This is a genomic window from Bartonella florencae, assembly GCF_000312525.1.
Taxonomy (GTDB): domain Bacteria; phylum Pseudomonadota; class Alphaproteobacteria; order Rhizobiales; family Rhizobiaceae; genus Bartonella; species Bartonella florencae.
On the sequence record NZ_HE997453.1, the window covers coordinates 138154 to 163197 of the forward strand.

Here is a 25044-nt window from a genome sequence, read left to right on the forward strand (position 1 = left end):
AAAAAATCTCTGCCCTACTCATAATAAACTGCTATTTTTTGAAAATTGGAAGAGCAACAAAACGATTTTGCTCATTTGTTCGGACTTGTAGGAGTATAGCTTTTCGCCCCAACTTTTGAGCATTCTTGATTGTATCCGTAATATCAGAGGCCTTTTTAACAGCTTTATTATTCACTGTCACAATAACATCACCAGGACGTATTCCCTTATCTGCCGCATCTGAATCTGAGTCGACATCCGTTACAACCAATCCTAAGCCATCATCAGAAGGTGCAACAATTAACCCATAATCTTCCAATATCTCATCTGAATCACCGCGTTCGTTTGAATATTTTGAACCTTCTTTTTTTCCTTCATTTTCAGGCATTGGAGCAAGTTTAACCTTGATATTCTCTTCTTTACCAGATCTCCAAACCCCTAAGGTTATGGTTTCTCCTGGTTTAATATTTGCGATACGCTTCGCCAGATCACGAGAATCATTAATTGTTTCATTATTCAGTAAAATAATGACATCACCGGCCTTAATACCAGCCTTTGCTGCTGGTCCTTTTAATGAATCAGTAACCAAAGCACCTTTTGCTTCTTTCAAACCTATCGAATCAGAAATTTCCTTCGTTACCGGCTGAATTTGAACCCCCAGCCAACCACGCTGAACTGAACCTTTTTCAATAAGTTGTTGTACAACTTGTTTCGCTGTCGCTGCTGGAATAGCAAAAGCAATACCAACATTTCCCCCAGAAGGAGAAAAAATCGCTGTATTGACTCCAACAACCTTACCATTCAAATCAAAAGTTGGACCTCCAGAATTTCCTCTATTAACAGCAGCGTCAATCTGAATAAAATCATCATAACTACTGCTGCCAATATCACGTCCACGTGCTGAAACAATACCTGCTGTCACAGTTCCACCAAGACCAAATGGATTGCCAATAGCAACAACCCAATCACCAACGCGAAGCTTTGAATCATCACCAAAATCAACATAGGAAAATTTTCTTTTGTCATCTACTTTTAGAACAGCAAGGTCAGTTTTTGGATCTTTCCCAATGAGCTTTGCATTCAATTCTGTACCATCATCAAAAACAACAGAATAACTTGTCCCTTCAGAAACCACATGATCATTGGTCACAATATAACCATCAGATGAGACCAAAAAACCCGAACCAAAAGCTATAGGACGCAATCTGTTCGAATGTGGTGCAAATTTATTTTTAGGCTTATCAAAATCATAAAATTCTTTAAAAAACTTTTTTAAAGGATGCTGATCTGGGAGTTGATCAATACCTGGACTATTAAAAAAACTGCTAAAGAATGTTTCTTCTCTTTTTTTATTGCTCTTTACTTGCACGGCAACAACCGCAGATTTTACTTGAGAAACAATATCTGCAAATCCCTGCTGTTGCACTAATGAAGTAAATACAGAACTCGCATGAGCCGACGTCGTGAATAAACTTGCTCCACATCCACTAAAAAACAGTGTACTTTCCAACGCAGCAGAAAAACTCACTGCTACTAATGTTTTAAAGAAAGTTTTTTTAACCATTTGGTATACGCTCCTATTCAATGATATCTCTATCCCAATGTCGACCCTTTATAGAACAACAGACCTTACCGTTTTCTGTCTAAATTGTTAAAGTTTTGTAAGGTTTAAATACACAACAACACATCACAGCCTATAAAACTGAATGATCAATTTCCACGATCTTAATTCTCTCTCATATAACGTCTTTTTTAGTTATTTTGCTGCATCAACATTTAAGATTAGTATTTTTTGATTTATATTGTCTTATCCGAAAAAATAGCACACCTGTACTCATGAGAATTATTATCAAAGGAGATAGCCATAAAAACCAAGTTGTTTTATTAAATGGCGGTTTCAAGAGAATAAACGCACCATATCGTTCAACAAGAAAATCAATAACTTGTTGATTAGTATGCCCCATTTTTAATCGTTCCCGAATTAAAAGGCGTAAATCACGTGCTAGGAGAGTCTCTGAATCATCAATTGATTGATTTTGGCAAATTGGGCAACGTAAATGTGATGAAATATCTCGTGCGCGTGATTCAAGCACTGTATCTTTTAAAATTTCATCGGGCTCTACGGCTCTTACTGACTGCAAAGGAAAAATCATGATTAAATAAAATAAAATATAAAGCAATATTTTTTTCATTTGCACGCCTTTCTCAAAAATTTAATGCGAAAAGCATCCCGCCGTCCGGCACGAAAAAAATAACCTAACAGAGAAAAAGATCCACCCATAGCCATCATCAATGCCCCTAACCATACACACATTACGTAAGGCTTCCACCATATATGCAAAACAAGTCCTCGATCGTCTATACGTCCTGGGACAATATAGAGTTGCGATAAACCATGATTTTGGATACCAACTTCCGTTGTTGAGGTATTTTGACTTGAATAAAACCGCTTTGATGCTGTTACATTCCCCACAGTGTTTTTATTTTCATATATTGTAAAATGAAACTCCATTGCCGAATAATTCGGGCCAATGCCATCGCGGACGCCATCCAAATGAAGAGTTTTCCCTGCTATCATTACCATATCACCTACATGCATATTTAGAATACGCTCTTGCGCAAAAGATGCCACACAAACAATCCCAAATAATGTAACACCTAATCCCATATGCGCTATTGCCGCACCATAAACCGACCATGGTAATCTTATAAATCTCTTAACCCGCATCCCAAAAGTTACTTTGTGATGCCCACTCTTCTCCCAAAGATCAACTAAACTGCCTAAGAAAACAAAAGCTGAAAGTCCAATTCCGAAAAGGGCAAAAATATCACGCAAAGAAATTGCATAAAATGCGATAAAACAAGCTATAAAAACCAACGCAAAAATAAACCCAAGCCGTTCAAAGACTGCAAGAAAATTACCGCGTTTCCACGTCATCATTGATCCAAATGGAGTTAATAATAACAATAACATCATTAAAGGCCCACAAGTAAGGTTAAAAAAAGTGGCCCCTACAGAAATTTTTTGCCCAATTAATGCTTCAATAAAATAAGGGTAGAGCGTACCAATCAATACTGTTGCTGTTATTGTTGTGAGTAACAAATTATTTAAAACAATAAAACCTTCACGCGAAATTGGTTGAAAGATTCTTCCTTTTGTTAAAACAGGTACGCGTGCTGCAAAAAGAAGCAAAGCTCCCCCCGTGAAGAAGAATAAAAGTGCAAGAATTGCTCGCCCTCGTGTTGGATCAACAGCAAAACTATGAACAGATATTAAAAGACCAGAACGAACAAGAAAAGTTCCCATAAGAGAAAGAGAAAAAGTAAGAATGGCCAAAAACAAAGTCCAACTTTTTAATGCTTCTCGCTTCTCAAGAACAAGAGTGGAATGCAAAAGAGCTGTTCCTGAAAGCCAAGGCATAAACGAAACATTTTCAACGGGATCCCAAAACCAATAACCACCCCATCCTAGCTCATAATAAGCCCAATAGGAGCCGACCATAATACCCAATGTCAAAAAACACCAAGAAAGCAAAATCCAAGGACGAAGCCAATGCGCCCAAAGCCTATCGACATAGCCTATAATCAATGTAGCAATTGCAAAAGAAAAACAAAGTGAAAAACCAACATAGCCTAAATAAAGAAATGGTGGATGAATTGCTAATGCAATATCCTGTAAAAGAGGATTGAGATCTTTTCCTTGCAATGCCGGTGGATCAACACGTAAAAATGGGTTGGACATAAAAAGAATAAATAAAAGAAAAGCGCTTGTTATCCAACTTTGGCATATTAAAATGAGCGTCTTCAACTGTTCTGGCAAATGCTGGCTAAAGAACGCTAGCAATGTACTAAAAAAAGCGAGACTTAAAACCCATAACAACATGGAGCCTTCGTGATTTCCCCAAACACCTGTGATTTTATAGAGCATTGGTTTTTCCGAATGGGAATTCTCAACCACATTCAAAACAGAAAAATCAGAGACAATATGGGCATGAACAATAATTAAAAAAGATAAGAATAATAAGCTAAAAGTGATATATGTCAGAGGAACAGCTGTTTGCATTAGCGAACGCTCTCTCCACAAAACGCCTAAAGCAGGTAAAAAAGCCTCTAACAAGCTCACACCAAAGGCTGCAGCTAAAAAAATATGACCCAGTTCGATAAGCACAATCGAATTATTTCTCCCCACTATGATGTTTTTTTAAACGATCAGCTGTTTCTTTAGACATATAAGTCTCATCATGTTTTGCTAAAATACGCTTGCCTATAAAAAAGCCCTGTTGATCAAAATACCCCTCTACGATAACTCCTTGGCCTTCACGAAAAAGATCCGGTAAAATACCATTAAAAATCACTTTTTGATATTTTGTATTATCCGTTATAAAAAAAACTACGCCTTTCTCTCCAATATATTCAACTGTCCCCTTGCCAACAAAACCACCTAAACGCAAAGGGTGCCCTGTTAAAATATCTTCTCTTGTAATTTCAGATGGCGTTCGAAAAAAACTGACCGTATTACGCATTGCATAAATAATAAGGCTTATTGCAATAGCTATCACTAAACAACATGATAAAACGATCAGCAATCGATTTTTTTTCCGCTGCTTTAAAATAACTCTCAATGAAGGAGTGCTATGAAACGGGTGACTGTTCATAAATTTTCTACGGAAATTCTTTTATAAATGTAAATGCGGTGTATAAACATTGAGTATTCACATACCTTATCTTGCAAAGAAGCTTGGCATATCTTGCATAGGGATGCAACATTGTATCCAATGTCTTTATCACTACCGATATATGCCCTTTGATTTTAATCCTTTAAACTGACTACAATTCCTTTTCTTGAGCTTCTAATTGGATGCATCACGTAACTGAATAATCATGGCTTCAATACGTGATCGTCCTGTAAAATCTTCAGGCATTTTATCAAGAAAATTTTGTAAAGAATGTACTGCTTGCACAGATTGGCCTGCCTGATGCAGCGCTTCAGCAATCAACAAACGAGGATAAAAATCTTTGGGCGCTAAATCTGCTGCTTTTTGAAAAGCATTTTGTGCTTCTTGTTTAATTATGCCACCTTCATAACCAACCAATGCTAACCCATATCCAACAAGTCTTGGAGCCGTTTCTCCATTCAAGCGCAGCGCATCTAAATAAATATTCACGGCGTCCTGAAAATAACCTTGTTCGAGGTACCCTACTGCTAACGCATCTGCTAATTTGCCATCACGAGGTAGACGTAAAAAAAGTGCTTGTAAACGAACAAGCTGTTCATGCTTATTGAGCGTTTTAGGGTCCTTATGCATGAGTTTACTAAAAAAATAACTTTTAACTCTTGGATTGCCTGTAAAGCCGTAAATGCTCCATGTTATAAGAAGAACAAAAAAAATACTCAAAGCTTTAAGAGCATATCTCTTTTTATCATGCGAATAAGTCTTCCCAAGTTTAACCGAATACATATGAATTCTATCATTATCAATGGTTTGAATTCTCAATTCTTTTTTTATCCCATAATAATGGAGGGAAAAAAAAGAATACTCGCTAAAAAAATGAGAAAAGCTACGGCTAAAACAAATAAGAGCATATCATTCTGCTACCAATATGAAAATTAAAAAAACTAGCCAAGTTATCTCCTCCTCCCACTTAACAAAGAGACTCATGATGATCTCTCTTTTCTTATGACGAATATTGTAAATGTTTATCGTTTATTTTTCTCATAACGACTAGGGAGAGCAAAACAAAATTTTACTTTTCTATTTTGATTATAAAAATACCCTTAGAATTTTAAAATCACTTTTTATATCATGTAAAAACAATGCTGTATGCTAATGGATTTTCATATATATGTCTTCAGCAAAAAAATAATTTATCTCCTTCTTGGTAAAATAACTTTTGCACACAACCCTCCTAGGGTAGAACGTGATAAAAAAAGACTCCCTCCATATTCCTTGACCATATCTGAAACTATCGCCAGCCCTAAACCTGTTCCCGGTTTACTTTCATCAAATCGCTGCCCCCTTTTTAAAGCTTCAGCAATTTTATCTTCTGTTAAACCAGAGCCATCATCTTCTACAAAGATACTAAAATATTCTGTTTCTTCAATATTTTCTTCTAAAAAACAGGAGATGAGAACTTTTGTGTGAGACCATTGAGCCGCATTCTCAACTAAATTCCCTACAATTTCCTCTAAATCCTCCCTTTCACCAGAAAAAATAATATCATCGACAGCCATAATAAATTGAAACTGTTTTTCCGGATTAAGCTTTTCCATAACCCTCATCAAACGATCAACCACTCTACGGACAGATGTATGATAAATGATACTGTCACATTGTGCTGCGATCCGCGCACGCTGAAGATAATGATTTATTTGGGCCTGCATTATTTGCGTCTGCTCTCTCAATAAAAAAGCCTGTTCTCCACACATCTTATCAACTTCATTCATCATTACTGATAGGGGAGTTTTCAATGAATGCGCAAGATTTCCAACCTGTGTGCGAAAACGTTCAATAATACGCTGATTATTATTAATGAGAGCATTCATCTCTTGTGCGAGCGGCATGACTTCGCTTACTAAATCCGTATTCACATAATGAACTCTGCCTTCACGGATATCATTCAATCCTCGTCGAATAAGCTTCAACGGTTGAAAACTAAAGAAAATAAGAGCAATATTGATAAGAACACTGCCTATACCAAAACTCCAAAGAAAAATTTGTAAAGTTTGCTTAAATTCCTGCACTTGTGCATGGGCTTCATCAATATTCCCAACAAGGCGAAAACGTGCAATATGATTTTGATTATCAAGAACAACATCACTCTCAATGACCTGTAGTTTCTGACCACTGTCCCCCTTTATTCGATAAGAGCGAAAGAATTTGTTATCAAAAGGCACATCAATATCGCTGGGTGAAAATATGCTCCCCGTTTCCATGGAAGGTGATGTTAATCTTCCCTTTAGATTATGTGATATTGCAACAACTTCCCAATACCATCCCGTTGTTGGATCGGAATAACGAATATCATCAATTCCAACACTCCCTTCTAAATTTCCCTCTGGTGAAACCGTTACTGTAGCAATGAGACTATACAGATGAGCAGAGAGAATACGTTCTAAGCTTTGTTCACTTGAGCGCCTATAAAATAAAATACTGACTGCAGAAATTGATGAAAGTGAAATAACAACCCATAATGTTGATAAGATCATAACCCGTAAACTCAGAGATCTACTAACGAAAAAAAATAACCTCTGAAGACAGTTATTTATCTTTAAAACATTCATTGATCACCTAGCGTTCTCACGCGATAACCCATTCCTCGAATAGTTTCAATTAAATCCACTCCAAGCTTTTTACGTAAGCGTCCGACAAAAACTTCTACCGTATTGGAATCTTTATCAAAATCCTGATCATAAAGATGTTCAGTAAGTTCCGTTCTTGAAATCACCCTATCACGATGATGCATGAGGTATGAAAGAAGCCTGAATTCATAGGATGTTAATTTAATCAACTGACTATCAACAAAAACACGAGAAGTCTTGGTATCCAAGGAAACATTCCCACAAAATAACATGCTTGTTGCATGCCCTGTTGCACGACGAATTAACGCCCGCAACCGCGCCATCACTTCTTCCAAATGAAATGGCTTCACAACATAATCATCAGCACCTGCATCAATTCCACGTACCTTATCAGACCAGCGATCTCGCGCCGTTAGGATTAAAATAGGCATAGAGCGTCCTTCTTGGCGCCATTTTTCAACAATACAAATTCCATCTATATGTGGCAAACCTATATCAATTATCACAGCATCATAAGACTCTGTGCTTCCTAAAAAATAAGCCTCTTCACCATCGAAAGCACTATCTGAAACATATCCCGCATTTTTTACAGCTTCTGCTAATTGATGATTGAGATTTCGATCATCTTCGGCAATTAAAATACGCATGACAATATCTACCAAATGCTAATCGGCGGGAACCACAACCTCAACACGGCGCAGTTTTTCACCATTATGGGCAGGTACAATAACCACAACTGTACACATCTCTTTTCCATCCTGAACAACCGATTTTGAACGTACTAATACCCCATTTTCTTGGGAAGCAGCCTTTCTGCCTATCTCAGCACAACCAGCAGCTGAAACAGAATCTGCTCCTAAAAAAAGCGCTATCATCATGAATAAAAAAAATTTTTGCATCATAGAAACTTCATAATCTATTCCAAATGAATATAGGATGAACAATGTTTTTTGTTTTCTCAAAATCATACTAGAATAAAGCTTTAACCTCCCTATAACAGAATAATAGCGTCATAGTGCTCCCAATTTTTAAAAGAAAAAAATCTTTTTCCTTGATAAAATAACGAAAAGAAAAAATTTTTCAACAAATTATAAAAGCTTAATACATAGTCAACGAAAATAAATGGTCATCATTTTAAAATAGACTCTTTCTTTGTGAGCACTATAGCAAAAAATTACTTTGGCTCCATATAACTATTACAGATTTATTTGATTGCATTGCTTTGCCATAGGCTCTTTTTTAATGTTTGATTTTTTTAGAAAAAAGAAAGAAAAACATCACAAGCCATTCCACAGCCCTGCCTTTATTGAATTAGACGCACTGTTTGATACAGTAATCTATCGCATTCGCTGTGCGCACAATTCCTTCTGGAATAGGGCAAAAATTATTTCACAGTATTTTCATATTCGTGGATGGAAACGTTTTATCGTAGAGTTTCTTGATGAAACACTGACATTAGGATTAATTGGTTTTACTCTTTTCACCATTCTTGGCATTTCTGTTTTTGAATTAACAAAAAAAGATTGGTATTTGCCTAAAGAATTTTCCATTCTTTTTCTAGATCGTTACGGAAATCCCATCGGCCACCGTGGTGCATTACCAACTATATTTGTCCCTGTTGAAGAAATGCCCGATTATGTTATTAAAGCTGTGCTCGCAACAGAGGATCGTCATTTTTTTAATCACTGGGGTATTGATTTACAAGGTCTCACACGCGCAATCTCACAAAATATGCAAGCCAAGAGTGTGGTTCAAGGTGGTTCAACCCTGACACAACAACTGGCTAAAAATTTGTTCTTAACAAATGAGAGGACCATCACACGAAAAATCAAAGAAGCCTATCTTGCTCTTTGGCTAGAAGCAAACTTCAGCAAAAAACAGATTTTGCAACTTTATCTTGACCGTGCATATATGGGAGGAAATAATTTTGGTATTGCAGCAGCTGCAAAATTTTATTTTGGAAGAAATATAGGGAGTATATCCCTTAGCGAATCCGCTATGCTAGCGGGACTTTTCAAAGCCCCAACCAAATATGCTCCTCACAGTCATCTGTTTGCGGCCCAAACACGTGCCAATGTGGTCCTTGCTAATCTTGTTAATAGCGGCTTTATGACACAGAGCCAAATTATCAACGCTCATCGTCATCCTGCTCAGGCACTTCCAAAAATAACAAATACTCAAGCTGATTATTTTCTTGATTGGGTATTTAATGAAATTAAAAAAATGCGTGATCAACTTCCAAGCCATAATTTAATTGTTCAAACCACTCTTGATCCAAATATTCAAAAAGTAGCAGAAGAATCCATCGCATACCATTTACAGCAATACGGACAACAATACCGCGTCACACAAGCTGCCACTGTTATACTTGAAAATAACGGCGCTGTATGTGCAATCGTTGGAGGAGTGGATTATAACAAAAGCCAATTTAACAGAGCAACACAAGGTGGTAGACAGCCTGGTTCTTCATTCAAACCTTATGTGTATGCATCTGCAATGGAACATGGTCTGTCTCCTTCAACAATCGTCTCAGATGCCCCCATCAATTGGGGAGGTTGGTCACCAAAAAATAACTCTGGGCGTTATCTTGGTAAAGTCGATTTGGCAACGGCTCTCGCTTTTTCCATCAATACCGTGCCTGTCTATCTTACATATCAATATCTTAACCGCGATACAAAACCCATCATAGATTTGATCAAAAATATGGGAATTGATGCACATATTTTATCACATAAAACTATGGTTTTGGGTACTTCCAACATGACCCCCATGGATCAAGCAACTGGTTTTAATGTCTTTGCGAATGGAGGAATGGCTGGAAATCGCCATGGTTTCACCCAAATCAGGACAATAGATGGACATGTGATATGGGACTTTGAGTATAATGGTAATAAACTCCATCGAGTACTCAGTGAACAATCAACAGCTTATATGAATCAAATGATGGTTGGTGTTACAACACGAGGATCAGGTAAACGGGCAGCTCTCCCTATGACCCTTGTTGCTGGGAAAACCGGAACATCACAATCCTATCGCGATGCTTGGTTTGTCGGCTTTACTGGCAATTATACGGGAGCTGTATGGATGGGCAATGATGATTTTTCATCAATGAATCGTGCTTTTGGTGGTGGTGTTCCTGCCATGATATGGCATCGTATTATGCTTTCTGCACACCAAAATATCATGCTTAAACAGCTTTATGGTGTAAAAGATTATCTTCTTCCTTATCAGCCACAAACACCTCCTTCTCACCATGATTCTGAACTTGCACCCCAAATACCCTATATGCTCTCACCTGAAACATTGAATATTGTTCGTATGATTAACAATGATCTAAAAAAGTCATCTGTAATCTCTTTAAAAAGGAAAACTATCGGAGCTTCAAAACTTTGAATTCAAAATATTCTATAATGTTTGTTAAAATCATTATTCCCTTTTTCATTTTTGCTTTTTCCATTTTATGTGGAATATTGAGTGTAAATTATATCCTCAATTCCTTTCATTATTTTGGACGCTTCACAATTGGAGCATGGAATGCTTACCCTCAAGTGGGAACATCCAACACAGATCCCTATACGCGTGCACGCGCTGCCAAACGAGGTGATATTTCAATTGGGCGCACAGAAGGGCTTATTTTTCAAATTTGGCAAGATAATCACGGGCGACCACTACAGCCCTATTGCCATTACTTACTTAAAGGATACATCCCTAAAAACCGCCTCTTTACTCTTTATACAGCAGACAAATCACTCAAACCGTATACTTCATCCGAAACTCTACCTTTCGAACTCTACAGCGATAATATTATTTATGAAAGTGATAGCTCATTACGCATCAACATCTCACCAACACCACAAACCGGCAATTGGCTTGCAACGGTTAGCCAAAAAGAATTCGGACTTATTCTCACCTTGTACGATACCTCTATTATCTCTGCAACACCATTGCAAAAGCTCACCATGCCATCTGTAGAACAAATTCCATCAGGACAAATAAACTGTGATTAGATTCATTCACGCCCTACTTCTTGCCATTATTGGCGCTCTCATTGTCCATATTGCTGTTCTCTTTCTGATACCTTATTGGACACAAGATAACATATGGGAAGAACTTAAAAAAACAGGCAATCCTTATCAATTTGTCAACTTGGATGCGCGAAATCCTCTTCAACAGACTACCGATCCATTCTTTCTTCTTAAAGTCTGCAGATTTGATCTCGAAAATGGCCCCGTTCATTTAAAGGCTTCGAAAACAACACAATTTTGGTCACTCGCAGCTTATACACAGGCCGGAATTATTTTTTACAGCCTTAATGACCGAACAGCCCCTGATGCAGCACTCGATCTCATCATTGGAAAACCGATACAAATCATAGAACTAAAACAGTCAAAATCTCAAAATAATGGAGATGCAGTTTTGGTTGCTAAAAATTTGCAGAAAGGTTTTGCACTCTTACGCATCTTTGCTCCTTCTGACCTTGCCAAAAAAGAAAGCGAAGCTTTTTTTGCCTCTGCAACCTGTCATATGCTAAATGAATAAAAATACAGCAACCTCTTATTGTACAAATGCTTCTTGCTATAAAATCTGCCACACAAATATGTAAAAAAATCCCTTTGCCAAAAAGGATCATAAAAATAACTAAAAATCCTGAATAAACAGACTTATAGAAAAACAATCAAAGTGTATTAGCTAAATTGTTTTTACATGATAACAACTCTTCTCATAAAATTAGAGCACACCATGGTAAACTATAAAGGCAGTGGCCATTACCTTCAAGGCGTTAACGAGAATAAAGACCACAAATGAATGAAGTATCACACATCCTTGACCTTAAAGGGAAATGCTTTACTTTTGTTGTATGATTAAAGGTGTTTTTTAAGATATAAATCTAAAAAATTATGCTTCTAATCCATGGTTGAGGGGGAAAAATTCATGAAGAAGAGATATGTTCGGTTAGTCTCAAGGGCAGCTGTATGGTCTCCTCGTTTTGGTGGATTAGCATGCTTCATTTTATTGTTTTCAATTCTTTTACAGCGTTTTTCTGTAATTAATGTCATTGATTTTATCATTTTGATCATCATCTCTGCTTGCTGTGTTGTTGTTTCTCTTTTTCTTGCATTCAAAGCGCTGTATAGTTTGTGGATGTATGGTGCTCTTGGGGGAATGAAAGCTTTAAAAGGGATCATTTATTCATTGATCACAGGCACACCATTGGTATTGTTTTTTGGATTTTGGTTTGCTTTACCAGCTCTTCATGATATTTCTACGGATACACAAAGACCACCAGCTTTTTTTAGGACAATACGCCCCAGTGATGCTTTGCCACTTAAGAGTGTTTTGATCGAACAAACAACATTACAAATGTCACACTGGCCAGAAATGTCTGGGCGTCGTTATGATGGCTCTCCTGATCGTATTCGCGATTCCGTTCTTAATGTATTAGCTGCTTATGATTGGCCTATTATCGCTCAACAAGAATTCAAAAGTGAAGAGCATGAAATTTATATCGAAACAATGGCAAAAACTTTTTATCTTGGTTTTATTTCAGACATTGTCATACGTTTAACCGATGAAGGCGATACAACTTTTGTTGATATGCGCTCTGCCTCGCGTTATTTGCCAAGAGATTTGGGATCTAACGCCACTTTTATTATCGATTTTATGGATGCACTTGATACAGAAATAGCCTCACTCCCTCTTTCTCAAAATGATAAATAAAAATTTAAAAATCCTATATGCTCTATTGAATAACGCCGCTTATTCCTAAAATAAATTTTGTGATGTGCAAAAACAAAAAATAATGAAATTACATGGGTTATTTAACTGAATAACTTATATTCTTTTCTCGAGATACAATACATGATAAAAAATATATTTATATTGTTATCGAATTGAGTTTTGCGGACATTTTTTTTGTGCACATGCACTCAATGGACCGACGTTTAGTCGTTATTTACCGAATCTTATCCTTCTAGCGCATAAAAAGTCTCTATGCTTTTGTTGCTCTTATGGCTGCTATTACACTGTTTCGTTGATCTGATAGAAAGAACATTGGCACGAATGCCCCAAAAAAACTAAAAGAATTGGCGAAAACAGAAAATAAGCTAAAAAATCAATGGAAATAAAATCCCCGTACTTTCTGATAACTCATTGATTTCATTAAAGTATGGCTGGGGTACCTGGATTCGAACCAGGGAATGCCGGTACCAAAAACCGGTGCCTTACCGCTTGGCTATACCCCAAAAGAAAAACACGCTCACAGCTATTTTTGCACCTTATAGCGATTCCTGTGAATGTGCGCAATATCTGAAAATCAAAGCTTTTCATTTTTTATCATAAAATTTTGAAATCTTACCCCTGCTGCGTTGATGCAAAATTCGTCACAGAAACCTATTTTAGTTTTTCATTTTAATACAAGGAATAGCTATAATCTATCCATTATTTTGCATTTTATAATTTTATGACAGCAAAAATGCAAATTTTATACTTTACTGCTGTATTTATGAATCCCCCTAGAATCTTTATCCTAATATACTCAAACCCAAGCCCTTTGAAGTGAAGTAAGAAAACAGAGAGGCTTTGTCTGTTAATGACTTTTTGTCTTTTTCATTACAGTCTCGATCCTTGTCGTGTAACGTACAATAATTCATCTTTTTCCACTTAAACATTAGGCTTGTAACGCATGACAAATAACTGGTTGATCATGAACAAACGCATTTGAGATCAATATCTTTCGTCAAATAAAATGACATTGAGCTTCTAAAAATTTCTAAATTTTATAGTACTTGTCCCAAAATAAGCGCCAATACTTCGTTCGCAAAACACCGTAATAAAAGCAATTTTATAAGCATCTGAAGAGGATAAAAAATATTTTGTGTGGCGTTTAGACACTTTTAAAGCAAAAACAATGCGTTACAATCATTTCAATCATCTTTGCGGCTCATTTAATAAGCGTGCCATACTATGATTTTAAAGTGATTATTGATTTTTATTAGTCCACAAATGAAAAAATTTTCAAAAGCAATTTTTATAAATAAATGGTATTTTTTCTTATTCAAGCGTGTATACTAAGAAGCACCTTATGAAGAGAACGTCATCAAAATTTTAACATAAATAGCTATTCAATATTTGCTTTTAGATGCTGTAAATGGCAGATTGAACCTGTGGAGTGAGCTTAACCAATTAGAATCAAGGAGATTTTTAAATGGCTTTTGAATTGGCCCCATTGCCTTATGACTATGATGCCCTTTCGCCTTATATGTCACGCGAAACGCTTGAATATCATCATGATAAACATCACCTCACTTATCTTACCAATACGAATAATTTTGTGAGAGATTTAGGCTTAGAAAATGAAAGTCTTGAGGATATTGTGAAAAAAAGTTTTGGAAAAAATGTTGGGTTGTTTAATAATGCAGCGCAATATTACAACCATAACCATTTTTGGCTTTGGATGAAAAAAGATGGTGGTGGTCAGAAACTTCCTGAAAAATTAGCAAAAGTTATTGATGCAGATCTTGGTGGATATGACAAATTCCGCGCTGATTTTATTGCAGCTGGCGTTTCCCAATTTGCTTCTGGATGGGCATGGATCGCTTTTAAAGATGGTAAGCTTGAAATTATGAAAACGCCTAATGGTGAAAATCCTTTAGTTCATGGTGCTCAACCTATTCTGGGTGTCGATGTATGGGAGCATTCTTATTATATTGATTACCGTAATGCACGTCCAAAATATCTCGAGGCTTTTGTAGATCATCTTATTAATTGGGACTATGTTTTAAAACTTTATGAAGATTGTGAATTTTAAACTTAGTGTTTCATGTTTTATGAAAGGCTTCATAAGCCAAAAATTATAAAGCCTTTCAAAAAGATAAAGATGCCTGAATTAACAACTGTTTTTTCCTGTTATTTTTAGGATATATGCATAAATATATGCGACTTCTTCTAGCTTTGAAAAACGTCCAGCAGCTCCTGCATGACCTGAATCCATATTAATACGTAATAAAATCGCATTATCGTCTGTTTTTAAATCCCTTAATTTTGCCACCCATTTCGCAGGCTCCCAGTAGGTTACACGAGGATCTGTTAATCCTGCAATTGCAAGTATAGAGGGATATTTTTGCGCTTTAACATTATCATAGGGTGAATAGGAAGCAATAAGCTTATAATCCTCTTCTGATTCAAGAGGATTTCCCCATTCTGGCCATTCAGGGGGAGTTAGTGGCAATGAAGCATCTAACATGGTAGCTAAAACGTCAACAAAAGGCACATTCGCTACGATTCCAGCAAAGTCCTGTGGCGCTATATTAGCAATAGCCCCCATCAACATTCCACCTGCTGAGCCACCATGAGCAATAAGTCTATCGTGAGAAGTGAATTTATTGTTTACAAGATAACGCCCACAAGCAATAAAATCTGTAAATGTATTGTACTTAAAAGAATGTTTTCCTTTCTCATACCATTCAACTCCCTTTTCTTTTCCTCCACGAATATGGGCAATGGCGTAAATAAAACCTCTATTTACCAAAGAAAGTATATTGCTATTAAAACTGGCTGGGATGGAAATTCCATAAGCACCATAACCATAAAGCAAACAGGGTGCACTACCATTAAGAGTCGTTGTTTTATGATAAACGAGTGAAATAGGAATTTTCTCACCATCGTCTGCTATCGCCGTAATACGTCGTGTTACATACTCATCTTGATTATGCCCAGAGGGAATGATTTGCGTTTTCAAAAGCATTCTTTTGCGACTTTTCATCTCATAATCAAACACTTGATCAGGTGTTGTCATAGACGAGTAGGAAAAGCGAATGGTTTGACTATTATATTCTGCAGCTCCTTGTAGACCTAACGAATAAGCCTCTTCAGTAAAAGCAATGGAGTGAATTTGTTTTGTGGTGCGTTCCATAATTTTTATACGAGGAAGTCCTTCAAAACGTTCAAGCCAAATAAGAAAATCTTGATAAGCATCATGAGACAATATCAGACATCCAGCTTGATGAGGTACAAGTTCAGACCAATTCTCTGATTGGAGAGCTGTAGTTGGTGCTACCATAATCTTGAAATCTTTTGCGTTATCTAGATTGGTCAAAATATAAAAAACATCACCACCTTCTGTAAGGTAATATTCAATACCTTTTTGCCTTTTCCGTATACATTGAGGAGCAGAAAGAGGTTCTTTAGCTGAAATCAACCAAATCTCTGAAGTTTCATGATCATGAATATTAATATAAATAACATCATTAAGCTTAGAACCACTTACATGTAAGAAAAATCCTGGATTTTCTTCACGGAAAATAAGCTTATCTTGCGATTGGTTTGTGTTTAATTGGTGATAATAGAGCTCTGAAGGTCGGTGGTTTTCATCCATCTTCGTATAAAAAAAACCTTCAGATTTAGCATCCCAGACAATCTGTCCAGATGTATCAGTAATTGTGTCCATATGGTCAGACAATGTTTCTAAATTACGAATTTTAGCTGTATAAAATTCTGATCCTTTATCATCATAGGTCCAGACAACATACGTATGGTCAGGAGATTCTTGGACTGAACCAAAATTAAAATATTCTTTACCTTCAGCCAAAGCATCACCATTAAGATAGACGTTTCTCTCTCCACCATTCCTTGGTGTGCGAAAATAATGTGGTTGTTGACCTCCTGTAATATAAGAAATCCCATAAGCAAAAGGCCCATGTTTTATAGGAATAGAACTATCGTTCTCTTGAATACGGCCTTTCATTTCAGTAAAAAGTAAATCTTGTAATGCCTTTGTATCAGCCATCTGAGCCGCTTGATAAGCATTTTCCTTTTCGAGGTGACGTCTAATCTTTGCATCAAGACAGCTAGGTTTTTTAAAAACATCTTGCCAATTAGATGCACGTAACCAATGATAAGAATCATCACGACAAATACCGTGATGCATTTCTTGATAAACAATTTTTGATGCTTTGGGAGGAAGTACAAAAGAACCAGTCATACACAATCCTATGTAAAAGATATTGAAAGTTTTGTTTATATGTTAGAATCATAGAACATATACAAGTATGTATTTGCGTAATTTCTACTTAATAACAAAGAGAAGTCTGTAATAGTTTTCACAATTATACTTTTATATTCCCGATATCATATATGATAGAACTCATCTTCTGAAGAGAAGAACGCTTTTATAGAAGTGATACGCTAAAAAAATGAGGCTATTTGATAGCAAAATTGAATTTTTCTTTAAACAGTAAAACTGACTTTCGGATATATATAAATTAAGATCTGTTTTTGAATTGCATACAGATGTTAGAAGATGAAAGTACCTTTCTATTCTAGATGAAAAGTGATTTATTATTCTGTGATATTTTTTATTTTTTTATTCTATTTATCATATTTTTTAATTTTAAAAATTATTTAAATTACTTTTTATTTTTAAAAAATAAATTTTATAAAAAGATTAACTTTATTAATAAAATTTTAATTTATAAAAGTATAAATTAAAATTTATATTTATATATTCTCTATAAAATACATAATTTTTCGCTATATTATTTTACAAATATATAATAAATTTGCTTTATACGTTAAATTTTATAGAAAAAACTATATTTTAATATCTAAGTATTTGGTTCTTCTTATTGTATATTATGACTAAAAAAAGGTATTTATTTGATTTTTTTGTGTTTTAGCAATTTTATAGAATAATTGAATTGACAAAAAAGATTTTTGTACAATATGAAACCTATGTGCATGAGATCTCTGTATCGTGAGTATATGTGCTGTATCTCGATTTTAAACTACTCGATTCTAAATTAAAGGAAACAAGAATGGAACATCGTCCAGTCTTAGAGACTGAAAGCAATTTAGTTATTACATTGGTTGCTGATATTGTTGCTGCCTACGTAAGTAATAATTCTATCCGACCGACTGAAGTGCCAAGTTTGATTGCTGATGTCCATGCCGCTTTTCGTAAAGCGGGGAATGTAGAATTAACAGAAAGCGAAGCTGAAAAGCAAAGACCTGCTGTTAACCCAAAACGTTCAATTTTTCCTGATTATCTCATTTGCCTTGAAGATGGGAAAAAGTTTAAATCTTTAAAACGTCATCTCATGACGCATTATGGGATGTTGCCAGAAGAATATCGTGAAAAGTGGCAGTTAGACAGTTCTTATCCTATGGTTGCACCGAATTATGCAAAAGCACGTTCCGCTTTAGCAAAAGAAATGGGACTTGGACGTAAAAGCAAACGGAAAAAAAATAAGTAATTGCATTTTTTAAGCAAGTGGATATTTCTGGATTGTAAAAATGCTTTTTCGTAGATGTGTTTTCGATGTGTTTTCCGTGGAGGTTTTGCGTATCTTTTACCATGAAACGTTAGTTCTATACATAACTTTCTTTACGAATTCGTTCAATCATCGATTTAAGACCATTTGAGCGTTGTGGTGTGAGATTGTCGTTTAAACCGAGTGTTTTAAAGAGCCCTTCAGCATCAGCGTTGCGGATTTCAGAGGCTTTTTTGCCAGAATAGAAGGCAAGAAGAATGTAGATAAGCCCACGCACAATATGTGCATCGGAATCGCCTTGAAATGTTATTATTGGATTGTCTGCATTATTACGTGAAGATAAAAGCCATACTTGGCTAACACAACCTGGCACTTTATGCGTTTCATTTCGAGCACTTTCAGGAAAAGGTGGCAATTCGTTCCCAAGTTCTATTACATAACGATAACGATCTTCCCAATTATCCAAAAGAGAAAAATTCTCTATAATCTCATCGATCGTTTCTGCCATAATATCAATCCTGTCCTATTTTGCTCATCATATTAAATGCAATTATTTTACAGATAAGAATTATTCTTCTTAGCGTAGTGGCAATGATGAATGCTAAAGATTTTAATTTCAAGGTAATGCTTTATGTTTCTGTGTGGATTCTTCTGTGCCTATCTTGGGAGTAGTATTCAAGGGAGCTTCCATCTTCTTTTCATCCAATATACGCCCAAAATATTCATAAGCTGCTCTTGCACCATCATGTGCACGCTCGCCAAGGGAGCTTAAAAATGACTTGCCAACTTTGCAGGCTTCTATATTACGATCACAGAATTTTCTTAAATCATTTAAAGCTTGCCTAAAAGCCATAACCACTTCACCCGTTGTTGCTTCACTATTTGTTTGAGAAGAGGAATTATTACTGCTTGGTTTTGCTACAAAAAATGAAATGATGACAAAAACAACAAACAAAAATAATAATAATTTGATTGAAAAACGTATCATAGGCAACCAATGTACCGCAGTTATAAATGAGACAAGAGCAGAAATTTTATACCCTTCTTCTTTATAAAAAATTTATAAAATTACCATTCTATAAAATTAAGCATTTGTTTAGAAAACTTATATCATTGATGATGAAGCTGGTGCAAAATGAGTGGCATTATCTTTTTATTTAGCAATAAACGTTAAAATTGTATAGACAAAAAAGAGCTTTTAAAATCAGTAAGCTTATACTCTCATTATGTAATATAGCCAAATGTACTACGACAGAAAAACGATACCTCATAACCATGAAATATATGAGTAGTATAGTATAACATTTTGATTCACAATAATAATGTATTGTTTTATATATTGAGTGTAAGCTCCTAATATGGTCATGTCCTCTCATTTAAAACCCTCAGCAAGCACCACTCTTGTGATGCGCAAAGGTGATGAGCCTATGAGCATAGTACTTAAGGAATAAAATGCCTTTTATGAATGCTCTTAAATGTCAAGGTTATCAAAACACTGAGAGCTGGCAAAAAATATGATGACGCTACCCTCCTATAACACGCATTACAACTTTCTGTTTTATAAACAAGTATCATTAAAAATTATCAAAAGTGAAGAAGAAACCTATAGATATTTTTAAAATTACGTACGTTAATATTTATAAAATTTATCGAATATTAGTAAAGGGTATTTATGCTAAAATATGTGTGACATAGGAGACAATTATGTCCATAACACCATTGTATAAAGGTATAACCTCTGTACATATGAGATATTTGAAAAAGATATATACTTCTATCAACTCCGTAGTGTGATAGGCAAGTTATTTTAACTTAATCTCAAATACTGCCAAATATATTGCATAAAAAATGAGGAAATAACATAGCTCTTTATTAATTTGATGACGATATATGACGAGGCGAATTATTAAGTGTAAAAAATGCTATCGCAAAGTTTGAAACTCTTTTTACACCTATTAATAATGCCATAAAATATAAAACTAAAAAATTGGATGAGGATTATTGTTCATTTATCAGCTTATACATTTATATGACGCCATTATTCATTTTTTTTTAATTTATAAGGAAAGAGTAAGGATAGAGATGTTATCTCATTCTCGTTTAACGTAAAAATAATTCATATTCGTTTCTATGTAGGAAACAATCATAATTGGAATAAAAAATAAAAATAATGACAAAAAAACGAAAGCTAGGCAGAAAAAAAAACGTGAAAAAGCATAAATACTATAGCAGTATTGTTATAAGCTTTTTTCTTATAAATATTCGTTTTCTTTTTTGGATAGCAAAAACATTTTATTTTTATACACGTAAAAACACTCTTTTTTTCGTTGGAGCTTTTCTCTTTGCCATTAGTTTTGGATTTGTTTCATTTAATGCTTTATTCTCGCAAATGATAATGCATCAGGGTAACTTTACTAAAATGAAATTTACATTTGCTCCAGAAATAGAAAAAAAATCGACTTTATCCGAAAAAAAAGCAAAACTTAACGCAATTTCTTATGTTCCTTCTATGCCTTCTTCAAATCAACTCCATAAAAATTCATCTTCGCGTTTTCTGTCAGAAAACACACTAAAAATGCAAAATAAGTTGGCAAAACTAGGACTTTATGATGGTCCTTTAGATGGGATAGAGGGGCCTAAAACACGTCGTGCCATAGCATTATGGAGACAACAAATTTCACAAGAGATGCAAAATAGTGCTTCACCCAGCACTACAACAGATGAAATTGCAGTATTAATTCAACAAAGTGAAATAGAAATCGCAAATGAAAAAAAAGAGAAGCCGCACTCAACAAAAACTGTTTTAAACCCTCCTTTGGCAGATATTATACAAGTGCAAAAAGCTTTACGCATTTTTGGTAATCAAGAAGTTATCGTTACAGGTGTAGAAGATAAAAAGACAAAAGAAGCTTTAAAACAATTTCAAAAAATGTTTGATCTTCCTATAACAGGCAAGATTGATCATACAGTTTTGGTCAAAATGCGTGAAGTTGGTTTGTTGAATTGAAAGTAAACATCCATTTTATAAAGCAACCACTCACAACAGGGTGATAATGTACTGTTCTACCGTATAGTTTTCCCATAAATATATCAAAAGCACTCTCCTTTTTTCCATGCATACAACTCATAACACATCCTAGAATTTTTTTGCTTTTTAAAAAAGAAAATGAAGAATACGTAGTATTTATTCTGTATATTTATATTAATATATTGATTTATAAAAATAATTAGTCGTTTTGTAATTTGAATAAAAACCTCGCATACAGAAACATTCTTTTATTTTAAACCTCCAGTTCAAAATCATACAAAACATAAAATGCTTCACATGGATTATCCCAATCAATACAAAAGCGATCGCAATATTGAAAGCTTATAAAGAGAATCACAGTTTAGACTTGTACCTTCGGAAGTGTAAATATGGCTATACGCAATGAATCTTATATTACACCACTCATAGACAATACAATAAGAAGAGTATTGGATATAGCTGATTGCTAAAAGCCCATGATCTAACTGCACAATGGGCATGCTGTTCTTCGTAAAAATATGCCTTTTTTTAAAATATGATTAAACAAAGTACACACTAAAAGTGTGTCAATCATGATTATTCACCTTCTATTTTTATAGACTTATCAAAAATATTTTTTCCTCTCACTATCTACAACTCTCAGCGTATCCTAGAAATAGGCTTTTCTTCCATAAGAAATAAAAAGCCTATAATAATTTATTTTAGTCTATAACAGTCACCACACAATAAAAGATATTAACCCAATTTATATTTTTGTAGCTATCGCAGCCTGTGCTGCCGCTAAACGCGCAATTGGCACCCGAAAAGGAGAACACGAAACATAATCTAGAGCATTTTCTTCACATAAAGCAATAGAAGCAGGGTCGCCTCCATGTTCACCGCAAATTCCTAATTTTATTTTTGCGCGCCGTGAACGACCACGTTGTGCAGCAATAGAAATAAGCTCCCCTACCCCATCACGGTCAATGGATACGAAAGGGTCTTGTTCCAAAAGTCCTTTTTGAAAATAGGTTGTCAAAAAAGGTGCCGCATCATCACGAGAAATACCAAAAGTGGTTTGCGTCAAATCGTTGGTTCCAAATGAAAAAAATTCAGCGGTTTCCGCTATTTCATCTGCTCGAAGAGCTGCTCTTGGAAGTTCAATCATCGTTCCAACCATATACTGGATCTTTCTTCCTTTTTCCTTCATCACCTCATCAGCAACCTGATCAATACGCGCTTTTACAAAATCAAGTTCAGATTTAAGCGCCACAAGTGGCACCATAATTTCAAGCATAACAGGAGAGCAAGATTTTTGAGCAGCTTCTGCTGCTGCTTCAAAAATCGCTCGTGCTTGCATTTCTGCAATTTCTGGATAAGTAATAGCTAAACGGCATCCTCGTAATCCAAGCATAGGGTTAAATTCATGCAATTGTTGCGCGCGTTCAGAAAGTACTTCAGTAGAAACTCCCATAGCCGTTGCAACTTCAAGAATTTCTGCATCGGTTTTTGGTAAAAATTCATGTAGTGGTGGATCTAGCAAACGAATAGTAACAGGCAGACCAGACATAATTTCAAACAATTCACTAAAATCTGAGCGCTGCATCGGCAAAAGTTTATCCAATGCTTTACGACGACCGCTTTCATCATTGCTTAAAATCATTTCACGCATGGCCACGATACGTTCACCAGAAAAAAACATATGCTCCGTACGGCAGAGACCAATACCTTCAGCTCCAAAGGAACGCCCCATACGTGCATCAGAGGGTGTTTCAGCATTGGCGCGAACCCTTATCCGCCGCATTCCATCAGCCCATTCCATTAACTTTGCAAAATCCCCACAAAGCTCCGGTTGCAACATGGCAACCTTTCCTTTTAAAACTTCTCCGCTTCCACCATCAATTGTGATGATATCACCCTTTTTAAAACTGTGACCTGACGCAAACATGGTGTTTGTATTATAATCAATCCGTATACTACCAGCACCGGAAATACACGGCTTTCCCATACCACGTGCCACAACAGCAGCATGGCTTGTCATACCGCCACGCGTGGTTAAAATTCCTTCTGCAGCATGCATCCCGTGAATATCTTCTGGGCTTGTTTCTACGCGTACCAAAATAACTTTGCGGCCTTCTGCTGACACATTTTCTGCCTCTTCCGAAGTAAAAACAATTTCTCCCGTTGCCGCTCCCGGAGAAGCAGGCAAACCACGCGCAACAATAAAACGTTCTGCTTTAGGATCAAGGGTGGGATGAAGAAGCTGGTCAAGCGATTTTGCATCAATGCGCATTACAGCCTCTTCACGGCTTATCAAACCCTCTTCAACCATTTCCGTCGCCATCTTTAGTGCCGCACGAGCCGTTCGTTTTCCTGAACGCGTCTGCAACATCCATAATTTACCTTTTTCAATGGTAAATTCGAGATCTTGCATATCCTTATAATGCTGTTCAAGCTTCTGTGCGATCTGACACAGTTTCAAAAAAGCTTCTGGCATAATCTTTTCCAAAGATGGCTTATTTGAACCAGCAACAATACGCGCATTTTCTGTGATATTTTGAGGAGTACGAATACCAGCTACAACATCTTCACCCTGTGCATCTGCTAGAAATTCACCGTAAAGCTCTTTTTGTCCTGTTGATGGATTGCGTGTAAAAGCAACACCGGTTGCTGAATCATCCCCCATATTGCCAAAAACCATCGCTTGTACATTAACTGCTGTTCCCCAACTTTCAGGTATATTATGTAAACGGCGATAAGTCACGGCACGTGCCGTCATCCAACTGGAAAAAACGGCTCCAATTGCCCCCCACAATTGTTGTTCAGGATCTTGCGGAAAAGGCTTCCCTAACTTTTCTTCTACATATGTCTTATAAGAAACAATAATAGCTTTCCAATCATCTCCTGTCATTTCTGTATCAACATCATAACCATTGCGCGCTTTTGACTCATCGAGAACCTCTTCAAAATACGAATGGTCTAATCCTAAAACAACATTAGAATACATTTGAATAAAACGACGATAACTATCATAAGCAAAACGTTCATTACTGGTTTGTAAAGCGATTGCTTTTACAGTTTCATCATTCATACCAAGATTGAGCACTGTATCCATCATTCCTGGCATAGAAGCCCTAGCTCCTGAGCGAACAGAAAGTAAAAGAGGCCTTTTTTCATTCCCAAATTCACGTCCTGTTCGTTCACCAATACGTTTTAGTGCCTGCTTAACAACTTCTTGTAATTCTTCTGGATATGACTTGTTATGTGCATAATAAAAATTACAAACTTCTGTTGTAAGAGTGAAACCGGGAGGTACGGGCAAACCAAGATTACTCATTTCCGCTAAATTAGCCCCTTTGCCACCGAGAAGATTGCGTTTGCTTGCACTTCCTTCCGCACTGCCATCCCCAAAACTATAAACCCATTTTGCCATCGTACAATTCCTCTTATATGAGCATCAAAATATCATGTGATCCCACTTCACCACCAAA

The 25044-nt window shown here is 35.9% G+C and carries 18 protein-coding genes, 1 tRNA gene and 1 pseudogene; 7 read left to right on the plus strand and 13 right to left on the minus strand.

Annotated features, from left to right (window positions below; all coding sequences use genetic code 11):
- Positions 1–31: 31 nt before the first annotated feature.
- The 8 genes and pseudogenes from BN202_RS06095 to BN202_RS06130 form a co-directional block, all read right to left on the minus strand.
- Complete coding sequence (locus BN202_RS06095; RefSeq protein ID WP_019219732.1) at positions 32–1543, minus strand: Do family serine endopeptidase; 1512 nt, start codon at positions 1541–1543, stop codon at positions 32–34.
- A 205-nt stretch (positions 1544–1748) separates the two neighbouring features.
- Positions 1749–2171, minus strand: a complete 423-nt coding sequence (locus BN202_RS06100) for a cytochrome c-type biogenesis protein (RefSeq protein ID WP_019219733.1) — start codon at positions 2169–2171, stop codon at positions 1749–1751.
- A complete protein-coding gene (locus BN202_RS06105; protein WP_034987673.1) occupies positions 2168–4147 on the minus strand; it encodes a heme lyase CcmF/NrfE family subunit in 1980 nt (659 codons plus the stop codon). Before BN202_RS06105 ends, BN202_RS06100 begins: the two co-directional genes overlap by 4 nt.
- Before the next feature lie 7 nt (positions 4148–4154).
- Positions 4155–4634 (minus strand): cytochrome c maturation protein CcmE, encoded by a 480-nt coding sequence (ccmE, locus tag BN202_RS06110; RefSeq protein WP_034987610.1) that lies wholly within the window; start codon positions 4632–4634, stop codon positions 4155–4157.
- 195 nt (positions 4635–4829) lie between these two features.
- Positions 4830–5563: pseudogene (locus BN202_RS06115) on the minus strand (tetratricopeptide repeat protein).
- Positions 5564–5845: 282 nt separating this feature from the next.
- Complete coding sequence (locus tag BN202_RS06120) at positions 5846–7261, minus strand: ATP-binding protein (RefSeq protein ID WP_034987612.1); 1416 nt, start codon at positions 7259–7261, stop codon at positions 5846–5848.
- On the minus strand, positions 7258–7926 hold the full coding sequence (locus BN202_RS06125; protein WP_034987615.1) for a response regulator transcription factor: 669 nt from the start codon (positions 7924–7926) through the stop codon (positions 7258–7260). Before BN202_RS06125 ends, BN202_RS06120 begins: the two co-directional genes overlap by 4 nt.
- Positions 7927–7944: 18 nt before the next feature.
- Positions 7945–8181 carry a hypothetical protein gene (locus BN202_RS06130; RefSeq protein ID WP_034987677.1) on the minus strand — a complete coding sequence of 79 codons (237 nt, stop codon included), beginning with the start codon at positions 8179–8181 and terminating at the stop codon, positions 7945–7947.
- 340 nt (positions 8182–8521) lie between these two features.
- Between BN202_RS06130 and BN202_RS06135 the strand changes: the two genes are divergently transcribed.
- From BN202_RS06135 to BN202_RS06150, 4 genes are all read left to right on the plus strand, one after another.
- Positions 8522–10672, plus strand: a complete 2151-nt coding sequence (locus tag BN202_RS06135) for a transglycosylase domain-containing protein (RefSeq protein WP_019219740.1) — start codon at positions 8522–8524, stop codon at positions 10670–10672.
- Positions 10673–10689: 17 nt separating this feature from the next.
- Positions 10690–11286 (plus strand): DUF1214 domain-containing protein, encoded by a 597-nt coding sequence (locus BN202_RS06140; RefSeq protein ID WP_019219741.1) that lies wholly within the window; start codon positions 10690–10692, stop codon positions 11284–11286.
- Positions 11279–11818: a DUF1254 domain-containing protein gene (locus BN202_RS06145; RefSeq protein ID WP_019219742.1), complete on the plus strand. Its 540-nt coding sequence runs from the start codon at positions 11279–11281 to the stop codon at positions 11816–11818. The genes BN202_RS06140 and BN202_RS06145 overlap by 8 nt, the downstream gene beginning before the upstream one ends.
- Positions 11819–12211: 393 nt before the next feature.
- Positions 12212–12997: a DUF1499 domain-containing protein gene (locus BN202_RS06150; RefSeq protein ID WP_019219743.1), complete on the plus strand. Its 786-nt coding sequence runs from the start codon at positions 12212–12214 to the stop codon at positions 12995–12997.
- Positions 12998–13446: 449 nt separating this feature from the next.
- On the opposite strand, the gene BN202_RS06155 is transcribed toward BN202_RS06150, so the two are convergent.
- Positions 13447–13521 (minus strand) — tRNA-Gln (locus BN202_RS06155).
- A 962-nt stretch (positions 13522–14483) separates the two neighbouring features.
- Here BN202_RS06155 and BN202_RS06160 point away from each other — a divergent pair.
- A complete protein-coding gene (locus BN202_RS06160) occupies positions 14484–15086 on the plus strand; it encodes a superoxide dismutase (protein WP_019219744.1) in 603 nt (200 codons plus the stop codon).
- A gap of 78 nt (positions 15087–15164) precedes the next feature.
- Here BN202_RS06160 and BN202_RS06165 read toward each other — a convergent pair whose 3' ends face one another.
- Entirely contained in the window at positions 15165–17258 is a 2094-nt protein-coding gene (locus BN202_RS06165; protein ID WP_019219745.1) for a S9 family peptidase, read from the minus strand.
- 832 nt (positions 17259–18090) lie between these two features.
- On the opposite strand from BN202_RS06165, the gene BN202_RS06170 reads away from it, so the two are divergent.
- Entirely contained in the window at positions 18091–18528 is a 438-nt protein-coding gene (locus tag BN202_RS06170; protein ID WP_019219746.1) for a Ros/MucR family transcriptional regulator, read from the plus strand.
- 115 nt (positions 18529–18643) lie between these two features.
- Here the strand turns inward: BN202_RS06170 and BN202_RS06175 are convergent, their stop codons facing one another.
- Positions 18644–19054 (minus strand): SufE family protein, encoded by a 411-nt coding sequence (locus BN202_RS06175; protein WP_019219747.1) that lies wholly within the window; start codon positions 19052–19054, stop codon positions 18644–18646.
- A 108-nt stretch (positions 19055–19162) separates the two neighbouring features.
- Positions 19163–19534: a DUF5330 domain-containing protein gene (locus BN202_RS06180; protein ID WP_019219748.1), complete on the minus strand. Its 372-nt coding sequence runs from the start codon at positions 19532–19534 to the stop codon at positions 19163–19165.
- A 1182-nt stretch (positions 19535–20716) separates the two neighbouring features.
- On the opposite strand from BN202_RS06180, the gene BN202_RS06185 reads away from it, so the two are divergent.
- Complete coding sequence (locus BN202_RS06185; protein ID WP_019219749.1) at positions 20717–21553, plus strand: peptidoglycan-binding domain-containing protein; 837 nt, start codon at positions 20717–20719, stop codon at positions 21551–21553.
- A 766-nt stretch (positions 21554–22319) separates the two neighbouring features.
- On the opposite strand, the gene ppdK is transcribed toward BN202_RS06185, so the two are convergent.
- Positions 22320–24986, minus strand: a complete 2667-nt coding sequence (ppdK, locus tag BN202_RS06190; RefSeq protein ID WP_019219750.1) for a pyruvate, phosphate dikinase — start codon at positions 24984–24986, stop codon at positions 22320–22322.
- Between the last annotated feature and the right edge of the window lie 58 nt (positions 24987–25044).